General features: G+C 64.9%; 16 protein-coding genes. 5 read left to right on the forward strand and 11 right to left on the reverse strand.

Features of this window, described 5'->3' with window-relative positions:
- Nucleotides 1–109: 109 nt before the first annotated feature.
- A complete protein-coding gene (locus tag LRX75_RS01285) occupies nucleotides 110–2,152 on the reverse strand; it encodes an O-linked N-acetylglucosamine transferase, SPINDLY family protein (RefSeq protein WP_231811396.1) in 2,043 nt (680 codons plus the stop codon).
- A 635-nt stretch (nucleotides 2,153–2,787) separates the two neighbouring features.
- On the opposite strand from LRX75_RS01285, the gene LRX75_RS01290 reads away from it, so the two are divergent.
- Nucleotides 2,788–4,995 (forward strand): beta strand repeat-containing protein, encoded by a 2,208-nt coding sequence (locus LRX75_RS01290; RefSeq protein ID WP_231811397.1) that lies wholly within the window; start codon nucleotides 2,788–2,790, stop codon nucleotides 4,993–4,995.
- A 101-nt stretch (nucleotides 4,996–5,096) separates the two neighbouring features.
- On the opposite strand, the gene LRX75_RS01295 is transcribed toward LRX75_RS01290, so the two are convergent.
- Both LRX75_RS01295 and LRX75_RS01300 read right to left on the reverse strand, forming a co-directional pair.
- Complete coding sequence (locus tag LRX75_RS01295; RefSeq protein WP_231811398.1) at nucleotides 5,097–6,155, reverse strand: ABC transporter permease; 1,059 nt, start codon at nucleotides 6,153–6,155, stop codon at nucleotides 5,097–5,099.
- On the reverse strand, nucleotides 6,152–7,645 hold the full coding sequence (locus tag LRX75_RS01300; RefSeq protein WP_231811399.1) for a sugar ABC transporter ATP-binding protein: 1,494 nt from the start codon (nucleotides 7,643–7,645) through the stop codon (nucleotides 6,152–6,154). The genes LRX75_RS01295 and LRX75_RS01300 overlap by 4 nt, the downstream gene beginning before the upstream one ends.
- 300 nt (nucleotides 7,646–7,945) lie before the next feature.
- Between LRX75_RS01300 and LRX75_RS01305 the strand changes: the two genes are divergently transcribed.
- The 3 genes from LRX75_RS01305 (at nucleotide 7,946) to LRX75_RS01315 (ending at nucleotide 10,876) form a co-directional block, all read left to right on the forward strand.
- Nucleotides 7,946–8,992: a substrate-binding domain-containing protein gene (locus tag LRX75_RS01305; RefSeq protein ID WP_231811400.1), complete on the forward strand. Its 1,047-nt coding sequence runs from the start codon at nucleotides 7,946–7,948 to the stop codon at nucleotides 8,990–8,992.
- 48 nt (nucleotides 8,993–9,040) lie between these two features.
- Complete coding sequence (locus tag LRX75_RS01310; protein WP_231811401.1) at nucleotides 9,041–9,232, forward strand: hypothetical protein; 192 nt, start codon at nucleotides 9,041–9,043, stop codon at nucleotides 9,230–9,232.
- 297 nt (nucleotides 9,233–9,529) lie between these two features.
- Complete coding sequence (locus LRX75_RS01315; RefSeq protein WP_231811402.1) at nucleotides 9,530–10,876, forward strand: adenylate/guanylate cyclase domain-containing protein; 1,347 nt, start codon at nucleotides 9,530–9,532, stop codon at nucleotides 10,874–10,876.
- Between the two features lie 12 nt (nucleotides 10,877–10,888).
- On the opposite strand, the gene LRX75_RS01320 is transcribed toward LRX75_RS01315, so the two are convergent.
- Entirely contained in the window at nucleotides 10,889–12,247 is a 1,359-nt protein-coding gene (locus tag LRX75_RS01320) for a peptidoglycan L,D-endopeptidase MepK (protein WP_420851138.1), read from the reverse strand.
- Nucleotides 12,248–12,539: 292 nt separating this feature from the next.
- Here LRX75_RS01320 and LRX75_RS01325 point away from each other — a divergent pair, with 292 nt between their 5' ends.
- Nucleotides 12,540–12,971 (forward strand): organic hydroperoxide resistance protein, encoded by a 432-nt coding sequence (locus tag LRX75_RS01325; RefSeq protein WP_231811403.1) that lies wholly within the window; start codon nucleotides 12,540–12,542, stop codon nucleotides 12,969–12,971.
- A 252-nt stretch (nucleotides 12,972–13,223) separates the two neighbouring features.
- Here LRX75_RS01325 and LRX75_RS01330 read toward each other — a convergent pair whose 3' ends face one another.
- The 7 genes from LRX75_RS01330 to LRX75_RS01360 form a co-directional block, all read right to left on the reverse strand.
- Nucleotides 13,224–14,909 (reverse strand): ABC transporter ATP-binding protein, encoded by a 1,686-nt coding sequence (locus LRX75_RS01330; protein WP_231811404.1) that lies wholly within the window; start codon nucleotides 14,907–14,909, stop codon nucleotides 13,224–13,226.
- Nucleotides 14,906–15,850 carry an acetamidase/formamidase family protein gene (locus tag LRX75_RS01335; RefSeq protein ID WP_231811405.1) on the reverse strand — a complete coding sequence of 315 codons (945 nt, stop codon included), beginning with the start codon at nucleotides 15,848–15,850 and terminating at the stop codon, nucleotides 14,906–14,908. The genes LRX75_RS01330 and LRX75_RS01335 overlap by 4 nt, the downstream gene beginning before the upstream one ends.
- Before the next feature lie 106 nt (nucleotides 15,851–15,956).
- Entirely contained in the window at nucleotides 15,957–17,576 is a 1,620-nt protein-coding gene (locus LRX75_RS01340; RefSeq protein ID WP_231811406.1) for an ABC transporter substrate-binding protein, read from the reverse strand.
- 39 nt (nucleotides 17,577–17,615) lie between these two features.
- Nucleotides 17,616–18,536 (reverse strand): ABC transporter permease, encoded by a 921-nt coding sequence (locus LRX75_RS01345; protein ID WP_231811407.1) that lies wholly within the window; start codon nucleotides 18,534–18,536, stop codon nucleotides 17,616–17,618.
- A gap of 1 nt (nucleotide 18,537) precedes the next feature.
- Nucleotides 18,538–19,386, reverse strand: coding sequence for an ABC transporter permease (locus tag LRX75_RS01350; RefSeq protein ID WP_231811408.1), 849 nt, complete (start codon nucleotides 19,384–19,386; stop codon nucleotides 18,538–18,540).
- A complete protein-coding gene (locus LRX75_RS01355) occupies nucleotides 19,386–19,967 on the reverse strand; it encodes an ANTAR domain-containing response regulator (protein WP_231811409.1) in 582 nt (193 codons plus the stop codon). Before LRX75_RS01355 ends, LRX75_RS01350 begins: the two co-directional genes overlap by 1 nt.
- A complete protein-coding gene (locus LRX75_RS01360) occupies nucleotides 19,964–21,100 on the reverse strand; it encodes a transporter substrate-binding protein (RefSeq protein ID WP_231811410.1) in 1,137 nt (378 codons plus the stop codon). The genes LRX75_RS01355 and LRX75_RS01360 overlap by 4 nt, the downstream gene beginning before the upstream one ends.
- Between the last annotated feature and the right edge of the window lie 78 nt (nucleotides 21,101–21,178).

The raw sequence follows: 21,178 nt of genomic DNA on the forward strand, positions 1-21,178 counted from the left end.
TCCTGCCCTCTCGTCGATGTCGTCGTTCGTCTGGTTGCGACGCAGCGCCCCGAAGACCTGCTCCGATCGCCTGCGTTTGAGCGCGTTTGCCCCCCGGCAGCGCGCCGGATCAGTCGATATTGGTCCAGAAGCGCGTGTCCTTCGCGATCGGCGCATAGGCATGCCGCTGCGCGAGTTCCTGGCGATAGCGCTCGCGGTAGCTCGCATCCGTCTCGAACTCGACCGGATCTGACAGGAAATCGACGCCGACCTCGTAATAGATGTCGAGATTGTCGAGGCGCGGCACGGGAATCTCGCCGCGCTCGCCTTCGCCTTGCATCTGCCAGTAGAGCTCCTCGAGACGGCGCACGAGGGCCGGGATGTCGCGCAGCGCGCAGGTCTCCCGCTGCGCCTGCAGCGACTGGCGCACCGCCAGCAGGCTCTCGGGATTGCGGGCGTATGCGATGGCCTTGGCGACATAGGCATCCGGCGTTTCGCAGATCATCTCCGGAATGCCGGCGGCCGACAGAATGCTGCTGCAGAAGCGGGACGCAAAGCCCTTGCCGCGCAGCGTGAGGACGGGCAGGCCCATGGTGACGGCGTCGGCGGCGGTCGAATGCGCGCCATAGGGGAACGTATCGAGGAAGAGATCCGCCACGCCGATGCGCGCGAGGTGGAAGGCGTTGGGAGCCTTGGGTGCGAAGATCAGGCGATCCGGCTCGACGCCATGGTCGGTCGCCAGCTGACGAAGCCGCTCGTTGACGGGCTCCGACGCGGCGAGCAGCCAGAGCACGCTGCCGGGCACGGCGGCCAGGATGGCCATCCAGCGCGAGAAGCAGGCTGCGGTGGTCTTCTGCGAGCCGTTGAAGCAGGCGAAGACGAAGGCATCGTCCGGCAGTCCGGCCGCCTCGCGTGTCGGCCCGGCCGCGATCTTGCGCTTCCGGTCGACCGGCTGGTTGCAGGGAATGCGCAGGACCTTTTCGGTGTAGTAAAGCTCGTTTTCCGGCGGAATGATCTGCGCGTCGGCGATGATGTACTGATGGACAGGGCTCGCCATCGTTCCCGGATAGCCGCAGAAGTTCACGATCACCGGCGCCGGGCGGTAGGCGAAGATCTTGGTGCGCGCATGCTTCGTATAGCCGTTGACGTCGACGAGGATGTCGATCCCGTCGGCAAGGATCTGCCTGGCGGCATCGAGGTCGCTGAGTGCGGCAATATCGTGCCAGTGATCGACGGCCGTCCGGATACGGGTCTGGGTCGCGTCGTCCGTGCGCGCTTCGCCGCAATAGTAGGCGAAGACCTCGACGCGCGTCTTGTCGTGCAGTTCCAGCACTTCGCTGAGCGCGAAGCCGACGGCGTGGTCGCGCAGGTCGGAAGACACATAGCCGATCCGCAGGCGTTCCGTCGTGCCGGTCTTCCTGGCGGGGGCCGGGCGCAGAATGTCGCGGGCATTGATCCGGCCGACGAGGTGCTGGTTGTAGCGATAGGCCTTCGCCATCTGGAACATGGGATCGTCCGTGTAGCAGGCGAGGGGCAGCGGCGAGAAGGCTTCCAGCAGCTGTCGGCTCGTGACGTATTCCGACGCGGTGATGATCGGCCACTTGCACTGGTGCTGGCGCGTCGACAGCCAATGCTGTGCCGCCTCGGTGCGGTCCGGACGTAGCTCGATCGCCTGCCACAGGATCGCTTCGGCATCCGCGAGCAGGCCGACACTCTCCATGACGCGGCCGATATGCTGGAGCGCCATCAGGCGATAGCCGATTTTCTCCGGCGTGATATCCTGCGTCGCGGCGACATATTGCTGCCATTGCTGCACGGCCTGCGCATTCAGGCCGCTGTCCTCGAACGTCCGGCCGAGATTGATGCGCGCCTGGCCCATCTGCGGCGAGATCTTGAGGCTGGCCTGAAGCGCGTTGATGGCGCCGGGCATGTCGTCCAGGCCGCGCAGGGTCACCGAATAGTTGAAGTAGGCGAGATGCAGGACGGGGCTGTTGTCGTTGAACGCGATCCACGTGCTGTAGAGCTTCGCGGCCGCGGCCTTCTGCTGGCTCGTGTTCAGCTCTTCGGCGATCTGGAACAGCTCCAGAAGAGAGAGTTGTTGTTGGCGGGCACGTTCCAGCGCGGCGGCAAGCATCGATTGGTGTGCCGAGGCAAAGGTATTATGAATAACCATGGACATCACATTGATCGTGGGCCTGACGGCCGCATTGGAGAGACGGTACGACCTCGACCCTTAGTGGTGTTGCCTTGCCTTGAGCTTGCGGCCGCAGTGCACCACGGCAAGCAAACAGCTTAACCATCCCGATGTTCTTGCGCGCCGGCCCCGTTGCGGGGCACGGATCTCTCTCGATGCGAAAAGCGCCACCTCCGCACAAGTTATCCAATGTAGGGAGGGAGCGGAGGCCTAGAGTATTTCTTAAGGTTGCGTTTTAACCGAAAATTAGAAGGTGGCGCGATACAAATCATGACGTGGACAGATCGGTATCCCCTTGAGCGGGATACGGGGGCGTCCGCAGGGGACTTCACAGACTTCGAATTTATTCATACATCCAGGTGTGGGAAGCAGGGTCTTTAACTCTGCATGCATGATGCCGCCCCCACGTCAGGCTCTCGTGAGCCATGTTCCAGATATTCTTTCCGCTCGAATGAGCGCCACCCTGTGCCTTGCCCGATGGAGCAGGCAGCAGCCATGGCGATCGTTTGAAGATGCCCGGCGCATCATAGGCTCTGTGACGCGAGGCTACGCCTTCCGCCGCAAGCATCGGAGAGGAAAGAATATTAATCCTTGAACGATGAAGGCGCGCACCCATGACCTCGATTGTATCTTCTCTCAGCGTTAAACAGATCCAGTCTCTCAACACCTCCACGATCGCGTCGTTCACGACCAGCGATGTGAGTGCACTGACCTCGCTGCAGATCGCAGCATTCTCCTCGCAACAGATTGCCGCCTTCAACACGGAAGACCTGGCAGCGTTCAACTCGACACAGCTTCGCGCGTTTTCCGCTGCAGCCGTAACGGGCCTGACGGCCGGGCAGCTTGCAGTGCTCGACAGCAGCAAGCTCTCCGCGCTGGTATCCAGCCAGGTTGCATCGCTGACCTCCGCTCAGGTCGCTGCACTTTCATCCGGCCAGCTCGACGGCCTGACGACCATCCAGCTCGGTGCGCTCAGCTCGGGTGCGCTCGCAGGCTTTGCGACCGAAGACATGGCGACCATCTCGTCGTCCGAAATTTCCGCGCTCAACGCCAAGGCGGTCGCCAGCCTGTCGACGGCGAACTTCGCGGTCCTCACCTCCACCCAGCTCGGTGGTCTGACGACGGCCCAGGCCGGTGCCCTTTCGACGGCGCAGATCAAGGTGCTCTCGACCGCCCAGATCGACGGTCTGACGACGGCCCAGATCGGCGCTTTGAGCTCCGCTCAGATCGGTGCTCTTTCCACGGACGGCCTTGCCTCGCTCTCGACCGAACAGGTCGCAGCGCTCAGCTCGGCCGCCATCGGAGCTCTGTCGTCTGCCCAGCTCGGTGCGCTCAGCACCGCGCAGCTCGATGCCTTCAGCACCAAGCAGCTGGCGGCCCTGTCGTCCGCAGCCGTTGCCGGCCTTGATACCGCCGACATCGCGACGATCTCCTCGACGGACATCGCTGCCCTCAGCGCCAAGGTGGTCGCCAGCCTGTCCACGGCAAACGTCGCCGCTCTGACCTCCACCCAGCTCGGTGGCCTGACGACGGCCCAGACCGGTGCGCTCTCCACGGCGCAGATCAAGACGCTCTCGACCGCCCAGATCGACGGTCTGACGACGGCCCAGGTCGGCGTCCTGACCTCGGCGCAGGTCGGTGCCCTCACCACGGATGGCCTTGCCTCGCTCTCGACCGAACAGGTCGCAGCGCTCAGCTCGGCTGCCATCGGCGCTCTGTCGTCTGCCCAGCTCGGTGCGCTCAGCACCGCGCAGCTCGACGCCTTCAGCACCAAGCAGCTGGCGGCCCTGTCGTCCGCAGCCGTTGCCGGCCTTGATACCGCCGACATCGCGACGATCTCCTCGACGGACATCGCTGCCCTCAGCGCCAAGGTCGTCGCCAGCCTGTCCACGGCAAACGTCGCCGCCCTGACCTCCACCCAGCTCGGTGGTCTGACGACGGCCCAGGCCGGTGCCCTTTCGACGGCGCAGATCAAGGTGCTTTCGACCGCCCAGATCGACGGTCTGACGACGGCCCAGGTCGGCGTGCTGACCTCGGCGCAGGTGGGTGCCCTGACCACGGATGGCCTTGCCTCGCTCTCGACCGAACAGGTCGCAGCGCTCAGCTCGGCTGCCATCGGCGCTCTGTCGTCTGCCCAGCTCGGTGCGCTCAGCACCGCGCAGCTCGACGCCTTCAGCACCAAGCAGCTGGCGGCCCTGTCGTCCGCAGCCGTTGCCGGCCTCGACACCGCTGACATCGCGACGATCTCCTCGACGGAAATCGCTGCCCTCAGCGCCAAGGTGGTCGCCAGCCTGTCCACGGCAAACGTCGCCGCTCTGACCTCCACCCAGCTCGGTGCACTGACGACGGCCCAGGCCGGTGCGCTCTCCACGGCGCAGATCAAGGTGCTCTCGACCGCCCAGATCGACGGTCTGACGACCGCGCAGACCGGCGCCCTGAGCTCGGCACAGGTCGGTGCTCTCACCACGGAGGGTGTGGCTTCGCTCTCGACCTCGCAGGTCTCGGCCTTGAGCACGGCAGCCGTCGCCGCACTCTCGACCGCCCAGCTGGATGCCATGTCGTCGGATCAGATCGGCGCCCTGACCTCCACCCAGGTTGCAGCGCTTGGCTCGGCAGCGATTGCCGCCCTGTCTTCGCAGGATCTCCTGGCCTTCTCGACGGGTGACATCGCCGCCATCAACGTCAAGGCGCTCGCAGGCCTCTCGACGGCGGATATCGGCAGCCTGACAACCGCACAGCAGGTGGCCTTCACCTCGACCCAGATCGCTGCGTTCAACACCGAGCAGACGAACGCGATCATTCTGGCCTACCAGTCGATCTAAGACACCCACCGCCATCGGGCCTGTCCCGGATGGCGGTGGCCCTTGATATCGAGAACTCGCCGGCCGACGCATACGCGTCGGCCGGCGAATTTCGTTCTGGATTACGCCCGGTTTCTCGCGACACCGTAGGTCAGCGCCAGCGCTCCGACGAGCACGGCGCCCTTGATGAAGTCCTGGGTGTAGTAGGGGGCGTTCAGCATGGTCAGCCCGTTCAGCAGCACGCCGACGAACACGGCACCGATGATGGTGCCAAAGACATTCGGACGCCGCAGGCCTAGCACGGCAAAGCCGATCAGCGACGCGGCGACCGAATCCATGAGAAGGGATGCCCCCGAGGAAACATCGCCACGGCCGACGCGGGCCGCGACAATGATGCCGCCGACGGAGGCCAGGGCGCCGGAGAGACCATAGGCGATGATCTTGATGCGGGCGGTGTTCGCGCCTGCGAGCCGCGCAGCGATCTCGTTGCCGCCCGTGGCGAAGAGAACGCGGCCGAAGCGGGTCTTTTCGGTGAGAACGAAGAGCACGACGGCAAAAGCCGCCATGAGAACCACGGGAACGGGGATGGTTCCCCAGAGGCTGGACCGGCCGATCAGCAGGAAGGCCGGATCGACCCTTCCTGTGGCCGTCGTGCCGTCCGGCAGGATGAGGCCGGCCGAGATCGAGCGACCCGCGGTCGGGATCAGTTGCAAGCCCGTGAGAAGGAACATCGTCGAAAGCGTGGCGAGCAGATCGGGCACCCCCAGGCGGACGATGAGCAGCGCGTTGAACAAGCCGACGAGGGCGCCGAAGGCGATCACGAGCAGCACCGTTTCCGTCGCATCGAGGCCGAGCACGATCATCGCATAGCTCGCGGCCATGACGCTGGAGGCCGCGACGGCGCCGACCGACAGGTCGAAACCGCCGATGGCAAGCGTCACGGTCACCCCCGCACCGATGATGGCGACGACGGAAACGCCTTGCAGGATGCTCATCAGGTTTCCGACCGTCAGAAAGGCTGGCTGCGCGAAGGCAAAGACGACCAGCAGGCCGGCGAGCAACAGGAAGACGGCGCTGGTGCGGACCGCCTCGCGGATGGCATCCCATCCGGGACGGCGGGACGAGGCAGCCCCGTGCGGATCGAGGGGAGGGGCGGCGTGTGCGGTGTCCTGCGAGGTCATGCGTCTTCCTTTTGGTCGCCGAGCGCCGGCAGCGCCCGGGTGTCGCGGTGCGTGACGGTCTCGATCGTGTGGCGGGAGAGGGTGAGGACGCGGTCGGCGACGGCGTGGGCCTCGTCCGGATCGGACGTTGCAATGAGCGTGGCGCGTCCCCGCTGGCAGCGCAGCGCGTCGATGATATCCTGGCGGGCGCCGACATCGACCCCCTGGAAGGGTTCGTCGAGCAGCAGAATGCGGCTGTCGGCGGCATCCCAACGGGCGAGCACCACTTTCTGCTGGTTGCCGCCGGAGAGCGACCAGACCGAGGCATTCGGACCGCGGGCCTTGATGCCCAGCCGCTCGATGGCCTTCGTGGCCTCGCGGTTTTCCCGTCGTGCGTCGATGAAGCCAGAGGGATACCAGCGGGAAAGATGCGGCAGGCTGATCGTTTCGGCGATGCTCGCGCCCGGCCAGCCCGGCGGCATGAAGGAGGAGCGATGGCGATCCTCGGCAGCCATGAAGACGCCGGCGGCGATGGCGTCGGCCGGTCCTCTCGGACGGTAGGGCAGGCCGGCGAGCGTCATGGTGCCGGACGGCAAGGGATAGACGCCGAACAGCGTCGACAGGAGCCGGCTCTTGCCCGCACCAAGGACGCCCGTGATAGCGACGATCTCGCCCGCGTGAAGGGTCAGGTCGAACGGTACCCCGTCGGGCCGGAGCGTAACGCCGCGAAGCTGCAGGAGAGGTGTGCCGGGTGCGGCCGCCGCCCGTGCTTCGGTCGTGGGCAGCGCCCGCCCAATCATCGCCTCGATGGCGACGTCGAAATCGATCGGTCGCGCGAAGCACCCGACATCGCGTCCGTTGCGCAGGACGACGACGCGATCGGCCAGGGCCTGAAGATCGGCCGTGCGATGGGAGATGTAGAGAATGGCCAGGCCTTGCGCCTTTAGTCCCTGCAGAAGCGCATAGAGCCGATGGCTTTCCAGCGACGAAAGACTCGCGGTGGGCTCGTCGAGGATCAGCAGTTCGGCCTTGTTGGAAAGCGCGCGGGCGATGGCCACCAACTGCCGATCGGCCGTGCCGAGATCGCCGAAGCGGCGATCGAGCGGCAGGTCGATGCCCGTTCCCGTCAGAAGGCGGGCAGCCGATCGGCGAACCGAGGCCGAGGAGAGAAAGAAGGGCTGACGGCCGTCGATGAAGCGGTCGAGCAGCAACGCATCGGCGACGGTGAGATCGGGAATGCCGACGACATCCGTCGACTGGTGTACGGTGACCACTCCGGCACGCGCCGCTTCCGCTGGGCTCGCCGGGGCGTAAGGCGACCCTTTCCAGAGAATCTCGCCGCTATCGGCACTCTGAACGCCGGAGAGGATCTTCACGAGCGTCGATTTGCCCGCGCCGTTTGCGCCCATCAGGGCGACGATTTCTCCCGCCTCGACACGGAGCGACGCCGCATCCAGCGCACGCGTGGAGCCGAAGGAGAGGGAAAGCGAACGAATGTCGAGAAGCGGCATGGCGGGGTCTCCGGATGTTCGGCAAGGCGTGCCGCACCGATGGACCTGCGGCAAGGCGGGCTCCGGTCATTGTCGAGTGCATTTGTAGAATATTATTGCGTGGCCACGGCGGCGGTCGCCTTTGCTGAAGCCACAGAGGGAGTGGGCCTCGGCGCGCGACGTTCTACGCCCGGCGCGGCATTTGTAAAATGCATCCGCAAACGCGGAGAATGGCGATATTTATTCTCTACCAAATTAATAGACAACATGGCCTGATAGGTAAACGCTCGATCCGGCGTCGTTCAACGGGAACCCACGACCATGAAGCCCTTCCTCCGTCTTGCTCTTTCCACCGCCACGCTCCCTCTCTTCCTCGCGCTGCCCGCGCAGGCCGCGGGACTTCCCGGCGCGCCGGCACCGTTCGACAAGGGCGGCGCAAAGATTGCTCTGATCAGCTACATTTCTGCCGGCGACTTCTTCCAGGCCTATCAGGCGGGAGCGGAGGCGCAGGCCAAGGCGCTCGGCGTCGATCTCCGGGTGTTTCCCGGCCGGCAGAATGCGAGCGAACAGCGCGAGCAGATTCTGCAGGCCATCAATCTCGGCGTCGATGGCATCGTGATCGATCACGGCCTGCCGGAATCGCTCGGCGACGTGGTCGAACAGGCCTTGAGCAAAAACATCAAGGTGGTCGCCTTCGACGTCAATCTGGACAATCCGAAGATCCCGCAGGTGGAGCAATCCGACCACTGGCTCGCGGAACTCGCTCTCGACAAGGCCATCAAGGACAATGGCACGGCCTTCAAGGCGGGCTATGTCTATGTCGCCGGCTTCGCGCCGCTCGACCGCCGCAACGAGGTCTGGGAAAAGGTGAAGGCCGCGCATCCCGGCATCGAGCAGAAGGCGCATTTCGGCAGCGTCAGCGACACCAGCGCCGCGACGACGGCCGATCAGGCCAAGGCGGCGCTGCAGGCAAACCCGGATATCACCGTTGTCTTTGCGCCCTATGACGAGTTTGCGCGGGGTGTGAAGCTGGCGCTTGCCGATCTCGGCCGGTCCGATGCGGTGAAGATCTATTCGGCGGATGTCTCCACCGCCGATATCCAGGAGATCACCGAGACCGGCAGCCCCTGGGTCGCGACGGCTGCGACCAACCCGGCCGTCGTCGGCGCGGTTTCGATCCGCGCGGCGGCGCTGCAGATCGCCGGCCAGCCCGTGCCGCCGCGGATCGTCGTGGAGCCCCTGCTGATCACGCAGGACGAGCTTCGCACAGCCGGCGTCCAGACGATCGAGGACCTCGCCCGGAAGATCCCGGCCTTCTCGACCAGTGCAGCCGTGACGGCCGACTGGATCCCCGCTCCGGCCTTCTGACCCGCAATCGACGGCGGGACGGCGACGCAACCTCGAAGGAGGAACGATATGGCAGGCGTACGGCATGTCCTGCGGCTGGAAAGTCTGCGCGACGATCTGGAAACCCGCCTGTTTCTCCACGAGGAACGTCGCTGTCTCGGCGATGAAGAGGTGGACGACGGTACTGGGCAGGACCTGAAAGTCCGCATCCGGGACCTCTCCCGGGAAATCAGCGCCCTGCGCCAGTGCGCGGGGTGCTAGCATATTTTTCGGGTCAAGCTGTTCGGGCTGCCGTTCTCTGATGACGGCGCGCGAGGACAGCCGGGCGCGCTTCATTCGCCTTGCACGGACCGCGCGCTATCGTGGCCAAATACCCGGCGAGATCGGCTGCGCTCTCTCGCGCCTATCGATCCGTGCGGGCCGGATCGTCTCGCCCCGTCGCGCATCTCATGTCTCGCAAACCTTCGCGAGATCTTACGGATGTCAAAGAGCACGCAGCTGATGTAGCAATATCTCCGGAGGGCGGCATACGGCAGCTGCAGGGAGTGACTTCATCCGATGCTCGAATGGCTTCAGCTTCAACTGTCTGCCGCATTGCCGGGGCGCTCGACATCCGACGAGCAGTCGCGGCGGCTGCACGATGCGGAACTTGCGGGTCTGGCGACCGCGTTCCGCGTCCGGCTCTGTGCCGTGGCCGTCATCGCGCTGTGGCTGCTGGTCAGCACCGCCTGGCCGCGCAATATGTACTATCTCTCCGTCAGTCTCGCCTTCCTTGCTCTCAGCTATATTCCCTACGCAACCCGGCGTCACCCGGCCGCCTGGACGATCAAGCTCGCCTGCACCATCCTCGACGTCGCCCTCATCACGTCCACCATCCTTCTTCCGCCCTTCGGCGACTTTGCGTCCGACTGGCCGATCCAGACGCGGACGCGGGGTCCGGAATTTTCCTATGTGCTTCTGCTGCTCGCCGAATCCGCGCTGACCTATTCGCCGATCCTCGTTGTCTGGACCGGGGGTATCATCATTGCGGTCTGGTCTTTCGGCATCAACACGATCTACGACAGGGTGGATACCGTGCGGTTCACGGATGCCGGCGACCTGACGGAGATGCAGGCGCTGGACCGTTTCCTCGATCCCTATTTCGTGGGGCTTACCCAGATGTGGGTGCAGGTGGTGACGACCGGCCTCTTCACGCTGTTCCTCGCCATTGCGGTTCTGCGCAGCCGCAACACGCTGATCGCCCAGATCAAGGACAATGCCGTCCGCGAATCTCTCGCACGCTATGTGTCGCCCGATGTCGCGCACGCCATGGGAGACGGTGTTTCGAGCTTCGGCGCGCCTTCCAAGCGCGCGGTCGCGGTGATGTTCGTGGATATCGTCGGCTTTACGCGCATGGCGGAAAAGCGTTCGCCCGAGCAGGCGCTGGCGCTTCTGCGGAGTTTTCAGAAACGCGGATGCGATGTGCTTTTTGCCTGCGACGGCACGCTCGACAAGTTCCTGGGCGATGGCTTCATGGCGACCTTTGGTGGGGTCGAGCCGCAGACCGATGCGGGCGGGCGCGCGCTTTCCTGCGCCTTCGATCTTCTGGACGCCTATGCGGCATGGAATGCCAAGCGGCTGTTGCGTGGCGCCGAGCCGGTTCGGGTGGCGATCGGTCTGCACTTCGGCGAGGTGATCGTCGGCAATGTGGGGACGAGCGAACGCCGGGAATTCACCGTCATCGGCGACGTCGTCAATGTGGCAAGCCGGCTGGAGCGCGCCACGCGGGATCTGGAGGGTCGGCTTGTGGTATCGGACGCCTGCCTGCAGGCTGCAGGAGGGCTTCCGCCCGGTCGCAGCTTCACCCGCACGCTGACGGTGGAGATCCGCGGCCGGGATCACCCGGTGCGCGCGCATCTGGCGTGATGGCAGGCGGCGTCAGCCGTCCCGCGCGAAGCGATCCGTACGAAACGGGACCGACGGAACGGATGCACCGCGGCGATGTCCGGAGATCTCGTCGGCGCCGACAGCGACGCTGGCGGCGGCCGCCGCAACGCCTCGCCGCAGGTATCCCGGAAGCGCGAGGCGGTGGAGCGTATCGGTACGGGCCAGCGCCCAGCCGAGCAACGACCGGCCCGAGACGGTCCATGCAGGCGGCGCGGTCTGCCGTCCAGCAGCAAGGGTTGTCTCCGCGGGTGTCGGCTGTCGCAGGGTGCGCCCGGCGAGCGCGAGCCCCGCGCGGGCCGTGAACAGAGGGGAGGGCACGAAAGCGGACGTGCTCGGGGGCGTGGCGCTCCGTTCACCCTGTGCCCCCGTCGCGGTCTGTTCTTGCACCAGGGGGGCGCGGAACGTGGGAACGGGCACGCTGAGCGCTGCGAGATCGGCAAAGACGGCCGGCCGGGTGTCCGGTACCGGCCGCGTCTGGAGATCGAGCGCTTCCTGGGCTCGGCTTCTGTGTGTCGGCAGCAGGGCCGTAACGAGGCCCGCGCCGGTTTTCGACGTCGTCCCGGATGGTGGGCGTGCCTCCGCACGTGTCGTCACGACGATCGACGTGGCGGAGACCCGGCGCTTGTAGTCCGTCATGGCGCTGTCGTAGCCCGGCAAGGCTCGCCCGTCCGAGGGCAGATGCAGGGTCTTGCCGTCCGGGAAGATGCGAACGAGCTCCTGGCGCGACATCCGCGGCCATGCACGCACATTGCCGACATCGAGATGAACGAAGGGCGAGCCGGATGTCGGGTAGTAACCGACACCGCCGGCCTGCAGCTGCATGGCGATCGCACGGAGCTTCGCCAGGCTCACGCCGGGAATGAAGAAGTCCATGGCCTTGCCCAGTGTATGCTGGCTGTTCTTGGCGACGCCGGAGCTGCGGGACCGGCCGCGAAGCATGCTGTTGGTGGCGGGCGAACGATAGGCCGAAACGATGTTGATGTGGCTTTTGGCACCGCTGCGCGCATAGATCTCCCAGACGAGGTCGAGCAGACGGGGGTCCATGCGGGCGGGCTCGTTGCGGCGCCAGTCGCGCAACAGCCGGTTGACCTGCGCAAGCCCCTTCGCATCGTATTGCCCGTTCCGCTTGAAGGTGATCGTCGCCCGCTCGCCTGTGTGGGTGAAGAACAGTTTCAGAGCGCGATCCTCGGCCATCGCCTCGAAGGCGCCGAGCGTCAGCGCCGATAACGCGATGGCGACGATGGCCGATACGCGCGCAGCGGATTGTGCCGCGGCTTCGAGAGCCCTGCGGGCGCCGGGCGGTAGCAGGCCAACAACACAGGCGGCCACGGGACGGTCAAACACGGCAATTCCAATCTCTGCGAGACACATGGAAGACCGGCGTTCGGCGCCGGCCCGTTCGTTTGGCCGATATTATGGTCAACGAAGACTTAACAAGACATTGATGGAGAGGGCGAACGTGCATTGTCGAGATGACGGCGAGCAAACGAGCGGGCCGGGTTCGCCTCAAGCGTCCATCCTCCGACGATCAAGTAAATTGTGCACAAATCAATTGACGGTAATTGACATACATAAGATGACAGCTGTATGGAGTGTGCGCAATCGAATTGCCAGCCAACGAATTTTATCTGAGGAGAAGACCATGTCTGTCGATGCAAAGTACAAGACCAGCGCCACGGCGTCCGGCGGCGGCCGTGACGGCAAAACCGCGCTTTCCGATGGCACGCTCGACCTGCAGCTCGTTGTTCCCAAGGAACTCGGCGGCCCTGGCGGTGACGGCGCTAACCCGGAAAAGCTCTTCGCGCTCGGCTACTCCGCCTGCTTCCTCGGTGCGATGCGCGTCGCTGCCTCGCAGCTCAAGACCAAGGTTCCCGACGGCTCGACCGTCGCAGCTACCATCGGCATCGGACCGCGGTCGGAAGGCGGGTTCGGGATCACGGCAGCCCTCGATGTCTACCTGCCGGGACTGGACGATGCCGACGCGCAGACGCTGGTCGAGGTCACCCACGGCATCTGCCCCTACTCGAACGCCATCAAGGCCAGCGTCGACGTCGATTTCACGATCCGACACTAAGTTGCCGCCCGGCGTGCGGAACGGCCAGACGACGGGTGGATGGCTGCTGTAGAGCGGCGATCCCTCCGTGCGAGCAACAACGCACCATTGACCCCGAACGAAACCTTGAAGGCGTATCTCGCAGGCCGAGGCCGTTGCCAAGGTCATCGAGGACGCGGCCAAAGGCGGTGACGTGACCGCCAGCGGAACGGTGGCCGGCAGCGGCCGCCGTTCCGTGACGAGACGCATGTTCGCCATCCGCTCCATGCTCCATCAGGACGCTTGACGGCGCTCCGGATCCGGAACGGGAACGGCTTTCATCAATGCCCGCGTGTACGCATCCTGTGGGTCTTCGAACACGGCGCGGCGCGCGCCCATTTCGACGATGCGTCCGGACCGCATGACCGCGACGTTGTGCGACATTCGCTCGATCACCGCCATGTCGTGCGAGATCAAGAGATAGGCGAGCCCCATCGTTTCCTGCAGCTCCAGCATGAGATCGAGCACGCGGCCGCGAACGGAGACATCGAGCGCTGCCACGCTTTCATCCGCAACGATCAGTTTCGGACCCAGGGTCAAGGCGCGGGCGATGCAGATCCGCTGGCGCTGGCCGCCGGAGAACTCGTGTGGATAGCGGCTGGCCGCCTCCGGCGGCAGTCCGACGCGACGCAGCAGCTCCGCGACCCGGTCTTCCCTTTCGCCCTTGTTGGCCAGGCCATGGATGATCAAGGGTTCGGCAATGGCCGCCCCGACGGCCATGCGCGGGTCGAGCGAGGCATAGGGGTCCTGAAAGATCATCTGCGCGCTGCGTCGCACCGGCCGCATCTGGCGCTGGCTCAGGCCGCCGATATTCCGGCCGTCGATGACCACGTTGCCGTCGAAGGGAATGAGGCCGAGCACGGCCTTGCCGGTCGTGGACTTGCCGGACCCGCTTTCGCCGACAAGGCCGAGCGTCTGGCCGGGAAGGATCTCGAAGGACACATCGTTGACGACCGGCAGAGACGGCGTTGTGCCGAACGGCCAACCCGTTGATCTGCTGCCATAAGTGACTAAAAGTTTCTGGACGGTCAGGATGGGCTGGGGATCGAACGGGGGATTTTCTGCGGTCTGCGGGCTGACCCGCGGCGGGCCGTCGGTTCCGGCATGAGCGCCGAGCCGCGGCACGGCTGCCAGAAGCTCGCGCGTGTAGCGCTCGCGTGGCGCGTTGAAAAGCGGCACGATGTCGCCCTGCTCGATGATCCGGCCGGATTGCATGATGACGACACGGTCGGCCATCTGGGCGACGACGCCCATGTCATGCGTGATCAGGATGATCGAGGCGCCGAACTCGCGCTTCAACCCGTTGATCAGCTTGAGGATCTGAGCCTGCACGGTGACATCGAGCGCCGTCGTCGGCTCGTCGGCGATCAGCACTTTCGGCCGGCATGACAGCGCCATGGCGATCATCACCCGCTGGCGCATGCCGCCGGACAATTCGTGGGGAAACTGCTTGAGCCGCCTGGCGGGTTCGGTCATCTCGACGGCGTCGAGCATTCGCAAGGCGACGGCTTCGGCGCTTTTTCCCTCGGAGCCCTGATGTTCGCGGATCGCTTCGGTCAGTTGCGCACCGATCGACATGACCGGGTTCAGCGATGTCATCGGTTCCTGAAACACCATCGCGATATCGCCGCCACGCACGCTGCGCATGGCGCTGTTGGACAGGCGCGAGAGCTCCCGACCCTGCAGCGCGATGCTGCCGCCGGCAATCTGCAGCGAGGCTTTTGGCAGAAGACCCATGATCGCGAGCGATGTCACGGATTTGCCCGATCCGCTCTCGCCCGCGATGCACAGCGTTTCCCCGACGGCCAGGGCAAAGCTGATGTCGTCGATCACCCGCCGCAAACCTTCCGGCGTTCGCGCATCGACGCATAGCCGGTCGACGGTGAGGACCGGCGGAGTGACCAAGGCAGAGACCGTCACGAAAACACGATCCTTGGGAAGTAGAAGGACACGACCCAGTTCGGCATGTCCACGATTTCGCTGATCCGGAGATCCCCGCAGACCGAGCAGAGCATATAGGCATCGACCGGGTTCATGCCATGTTCGGCGACCAGAAGGTCGATCATGCGCATCACGCTTTCGCGCGCGCCCGTCATCAGGTCAGGACCGATTCCGGTTGTCACCTCGTACCCCATGCCGTCGAGATGGCGGGTTACAGGCTCCGTCGTGGTGAAGCGCGGGCTTTGGAGGCGGGCATCCTTGACGAGTTCGATGGTCGCCTCGACGTTCATCTGGCTCTCGATGGCCGTGCCGCAGACTTCGCCATCCCCCTGGGCGGCGTGCGTATCGCCGATCGAGAAAAGCGCGCCTTCGACTTCGACCGGCAGATAGAGCGTGACGCCCGCGGTCAGGTCGCGAATGTCGAGATTGCCGCCGACGCGGCGTGGTGGCACCACGGAATGAAGGCCCGGCTCGGCCGGCGCAAGGCCGATGGTGCCGGCGAAGGGTTTCAGCGGCACTCTGCCGCCGGGTCCGAAGAGGGACGGCGCCATGGTGTTGGCGTCATAGGTCCAGACGTGCAGGGCCGGGTCCTTGAACTGATCGGCGAGAAGCCCGAAGCCCGGAATATTCGCCGTCCAGCCGACGCCGGAAGGAATGAAGCGGCGAATGGTGACCTTCAGCGCGTCGCCGGGGGCTGCGCCCTCGACATAGACAGGGCCCGTGACCGGATTGATCCTGCCGAAATCGAGCGCGGCCAGGCTCTCCAGCGTCGAGCCCGCGCCGAGCTGGCCGCCGGAGGAATCCAGGCATTCGAAGTGGATGGTCTCGCCCGGCTTGGCGACCACAGCCGGCTCGAAGTCCTTGTTCCAGCCGAAATTGTGCTGGGCACGGTGAATGGTATAGGTGCAGGCGACGCACATGGTGTTTTCCCGGATTGGCTTTTGACGGAAACGTTGCCCTCACCCTCCTCCCGTAAGAAGAGGGTGAAGGGGAAGGGCGGGCTGCGAGCCTGACGCCCGGAAGGGCCTACTCCTTCACGAAGATGGCGTCGTAATTGATCACGCGGGTGGGATCGATGTAGATATTGCCTTCGCCGCCCATGCGGGGCGACTTGGCGACGACGCGGCGTTCGTTGGTCACCGGGATCCAGGGTGCATCGGCCATGATATCGACGAAGATCTTATCCCATGCGGCTGTGCGCTCGGCTGCCTTGGCCGGATCGGACATCGAATCGGCCGCGACGGCCCGCGCATCCAGATCCTTGTTGCAGTACCACGACCAGTTCCATCCGCCGGGTACCGCGCCCGCGCAACCGAGAATGGGGCCATAGAAGTTGGACGGATCCGGGAAGTCGGCGATCCAGGCCATGCCGCCGGACCAGATCATGGGCGCTTCGCCTTCCGTGCCGCCGGCCGCGATGACGTTCGACTGCGCCAGGGCGCGCACCTCGGCCTTGACGCCGATGGCGGCGAGATCCTGCTGGATGGCCTGGGCGATGCGCGGCTGCGGGTCGGTGTTGGTCGAGTAGAGGATCGTTTCGAAACCGTCGGCAAGCCCGGCTTCCGCCAGCAGCGCCTTCGCTTTCGCGACGTCGTAGGCATAGCCGGTATAGGCCTTGTCGTAACCGGGCATCAGTGGCGGCAAGACCTGGTTGGCGGCCGTCGCGCGACCGTTGAGGATGCGGGTGATGCGTTCCTTGTTGATCGCCATATTGACGGCCTGGCGAACCTTCAGGTCGTCGAACGGTTTCACCTTGGTGTTGAGCGTCACGTAGCCGGTGTGCAGCTGTTCGCCGTCGACGATCATCTGCGCGCCGTCCGGCGAATTCTTGATCTCGAGAAACTTTGCCGGGGGAATTCCGTCTCCGGCGATATCGACCTCGCCCTTCTGCAGTCGGAGGAGGGCGACGAGCGGCTCCTGACCGACCTCGACCGTGAACGTGTCGACATGCGGCATGTTCTCGACGAAATAATCCGGATTGCGAGCGAACACGAGGCGCTGCCCGATGGTCCACTCTTTCAGGACGAAGGTGCCGGAGCCGACCGGATTCTTGCCGAAGTCGCCGCCTGCGGCCTCGACGGCTTCCTTCGGAACGACCGATGCGAAATTGATGGCCAGGACATGCAGGAAGGTCGCATCGGGACGCGACAGGTGGAAGACGATGGTTGAATCATCGGGAGCCTCGATGCCGTCCAGGGTTTGCGACGTGCCGCCCGAAAGCGCGTCGAAGCCCTTGATCGCGCCGAAGAAGCCGGCGCCCGGTCCCTGCGTCTTCGGATTCACGGCGCGCTCTATCGAGTATTTGACATCTGAAGCAACGACGGTGCGGCCATTCGAGAACTTGACGCCTTTGCGAAGCTTGAACGTGTAGGTCAGACCATCCGGGGCGACGTCGAAGCTTTCCGCCAGCGACGGAACGAGATCCGGCGTGCCCGGCGTGTAGTCCATCAGCCGGGAGTAAAGGCTCTTGATCATCGACCAGTTGACCCAGTCGTAGCCGATTGCGGGATCGAGCGTCGCGATGTCGTCCTTGTAGGTGATGACGATGTCACCGCCCTGTTTGGGTGCGTCCTGTGCGAAGGCGGGAAGCGGTGCGATGGCAAGTGCCGCCGCGACCGTCGTGTTTCGAAGCCAGCGTTTGAACATTGTCAGTTCCCCTTTTTTGGTGGCCGTTGCGGTTCGGGATCAGCGCGCGCGGATGCGCGGATCGACGAGTGGTGCGATGATGTCGGCAACGAGGTTGCCGAGAACGATGGCGAGCGCGGAGACCAGCGTCACGCCCATGATGATGGGGATATCGACCTGCTGGATGGCCTGCCAGGCGAGCTGGCCGATACCCGGCCATCCGTAGACGGCCTCGACGACGACGACACCGCCCATGAACTGGCCGATATCGATGCCGATCATGGCGATGATGGGCAAAAGCGCGTTGGGCAGCGCATGGCGCAGCACGATGCGGGCGGACGACAGGCCCTTGGCCCGCGCGGTGCGCACATAGTCCTGATTGAGCACGTCGATCATCGCGGAGCGGACCATGCGTGCATACCAGCCGGCACCGAGAATGCCGAGCGTGGCGGCCGGCAGGACGACATGGGCGAACGTGCCGAATCCGCTCATCGGAAACCAGCCGAGCGTGACGGCGAAGACATAGAGCAGCAGCAGGGCCGCCACGAATTGCGGTGCGGAAACCCCCACGAAGGACATCATCATGACGATCCGGTCTGCCGTTCCGCCACGGCGGAGCGCGGCGAAGGCCCCGAAGAAGACGCCGAGCAGCACCTCGACGAAGATGCCGGCAGCCATGAGCACCAGCGTGGCCGGAAGCCGTGCCGCAATGAGAGTGCCGACATCCGTCTTCTGGGCGTAGGACCGGCCGAGATCTCCCTCCACGATACCGCGCAGATATGTCCAGAACTGGACGGGCAGGGGCTGATCCAGCCCGAGTTCGTGACGGATGTTGGCGACGGTTTGTGCCGTCGCGCTGCGGCCGGCAATCATGCGGGCCGGATCGGCCGGCAGGGCATAGAGGAGTAGAAAGGTGATCGCGGCGACGCCAAGCAGAATGAAGGCGGTCTGGACAAGGCGGCGGGCCAGCAGAATCATCATGTCAGCCTCTCCCCCGCTGGGTCGGATCGAGAATGTCGCGGAGCGCGTCGCCGACAAGATTGAAGGAGAGGGCCGTCAAAAGGATGATCGCGCCGGGGATGAAGACCAGCCATGGCGCTGCCTGAAAGTAGCTCTGGCTTTCGAAGATGATGTTGCCCCAAGAGGGCTGAGGCGGCTGGACGCCGATGCCGAGAAACGACAACGTTGCCTCCAGAAGCACGGTCGTTGCGATGCCGAGCGTGCCCCAGACGATCGCCGTGGGCGTGAGATGCGGCAGGATGTGGTGAAAGAGGATGCGGACATGCCCGGCCCCGAGCGAGCGCTCGGCCAGAATGAAATCGCGCTCCACGAGGCCGCGCGTTTCCGTATAGACGATCCGCGCCACCTGGACCCAATTGACCAGAGCGATCACCATCGCGACGATCCAGAGACTGGGCCGCAGAAGCGCTGCGAGGACGATGGCAAGCAGAAGGGCCGGAAATGCCATCATCAAATCCGTGAAACGCATCAGTATGTTGCCGAAAATGCCGCGCAGATAGCCCGCGAGGATGCCGATCAGCAGGCCGATGGAAACGGCGATGCCGTTGGCGACGAGGCCGATCACCAGAGACGTCCGGGCACCGTAGAGAAGTCTTGAAAACAGGTCGCGGCCGAGCGTGTCGGTTCCCAGAAGGAATTGCCCGCCGGGCGGCATGGGTGCGCCCTCGAGCGTCAGGCCGTCGAACATCTGTTCGTCGGGGCTGTAGGGCGCAATCAGCGGCGCGGCGACGGCCAGAGCCATGACGAGCACGACGATGAAGAGGCCGAAGAGGGCGGCGGGCTGGCGCATCATCGTTTTCAGCACACGCATCACAGGGCCTCCGGCATCGGTTCGGCGCCGCCGACGATGGACGCTGCCATCTGCTCCACGGGCATCCGCCGTTTCATGGCGCAGTTGCGCAGGGTGGTGTAGGCATGGTGCTCGTCAACTCTGCGTGCCGCCATGATCTGCTGCACCGCGGCGTGCACCAGCGGTCGCAAGCGGACGCGCTCCTCCAGATGCTCGATCTTCTCCGCGACGGCACTGCGCTCCCGGTGTATGGCGAGCGCCATGACGAGCGCTGGGTAGACCGCCGAAACGGAGAGCGGCTTTGCGATGATGGCACCGGCGCCCTGCTGCATCGCCCAGGCGATACGGCCCGGTGCTTCCGACCCGAGAAGGGCCACCAGCGGGCGCGGCGCGACCGCGCCGGTCCAGGGCAGAAGCCCGTCCCAGCCCTGATCGGCATCGACCAGAATGATGTCGGGCAGCGCATCCGCGGCAAGCGGGTGCCACTGGCGCGTCACCTGGCAGCCGAACAGCCTGAGCTGGCGCACCAGACGATCCGTCATGGAGTCCTCGCGATGCAGGATCGTGGCCTGCCAGCCTGTGAAGTTCGGTGTCTCCCTCATGAAACGACCCGCAGCTGCGGCGACGTGCGTCGGTGGCGTCCGGCGAGGTAGGGATCGGCGGCGATGGCAGCCTGTGACGTCAGGATCTCGAAACCGTTGTCGTCGTTGATGCGTCCGAGATGGAATGGCAGGGCGGCGTGATGGGTCTCCGGGTCGATCAGGATCGGGCCGAGGACGGTGCGCGCCGGCGCCGCCGAGAGGATCCGCCGGACGGCGAGAGGTTCGTCGGTGCCCGCGGCAATGATGGCGTCCGCGCAGAGCTTCAAAGATGTGTAGGCACAGGCGAAGACGCTCGAAATTCGCCGGCTCGCGCCGAAGCGGGCCGCCACTCGCTGCTTGAAGTCGAGGTTTTCGGCCGTGCCGAGGCTGTCGAAATAGGCAGCGGCACAAAGCTGGCCCGTCGCCACCCCCGTGCCGATATCGGACAGTTCGCATTCGGTCAGATCGCAGCTGACGACCGGGCAGTTTTCGGGCCTGAAGGCGGGATCGCGCGCACCCAGCGCCTTGATCGCGGCCAGAAAGGCATAGCTCGACGGGCCGACCAGATTGTTCAGAATGAAGCTCGGCCGCCGCTGCTCGATGTCGGCGACGATGCGCTCGACCGCTGTTTCCTCGAACGGCAGATATCGCTCGCCAAGCACCTCGCCGCCGGCGGCTCCGATCAGCTCGCGTGCCAGCCGGTTCATTTCCCAGCCCCAGACATAGTTCGCGCCGACGAGATAGGGCCGGTTGCCATAACGTGGCAGCAGGTAATCGAAGACCGGCAGGAGATGCTGGTTGGGACAGCCGCCGATATAGACGACGTTCTCGTTGGCCTCGAAGCCTTCGTAGGGGCACATGTACCACAAGAGCCCGTCGTGCTTTTCGACCAGCGGAAGCACTTCCTTGCGCGCCAGCGACGTAATCGTACCGACGATGTGCCGGCATCCCCGATCGCGCAGCAGGCGGCGCGCGCCGTCGAGATAGTCCGGAATATTGGCATTCGGGTCGATGAACTCCGGTTCGATACGGCCCGCATAGGCGTGCTGCAGCTCCTCGATCGCGAGGACGGCGCCGTCCCAGGCATCTCGCCCCATCGACCCATATGGCCCGGTGGTGGAGTAGAGAATGCCGATCTTGATCGCGTCGCGCATGAATCTGCCCATACCAAAAACCCCATGACGGAGTTCCCGTCGTGAGACGGGACGTCATGAGGCCAAACTGCCCAGAGA

The organism is Rhizobium quercicola (assembly GCF_021168455.1).
GTDB lineage: Bacteria > Pseudomonadota > Alphaproteobacteria > Rhizobiales > Rhizobiaceae > Ferranicluibacter > Ferranicluibacter quercicola.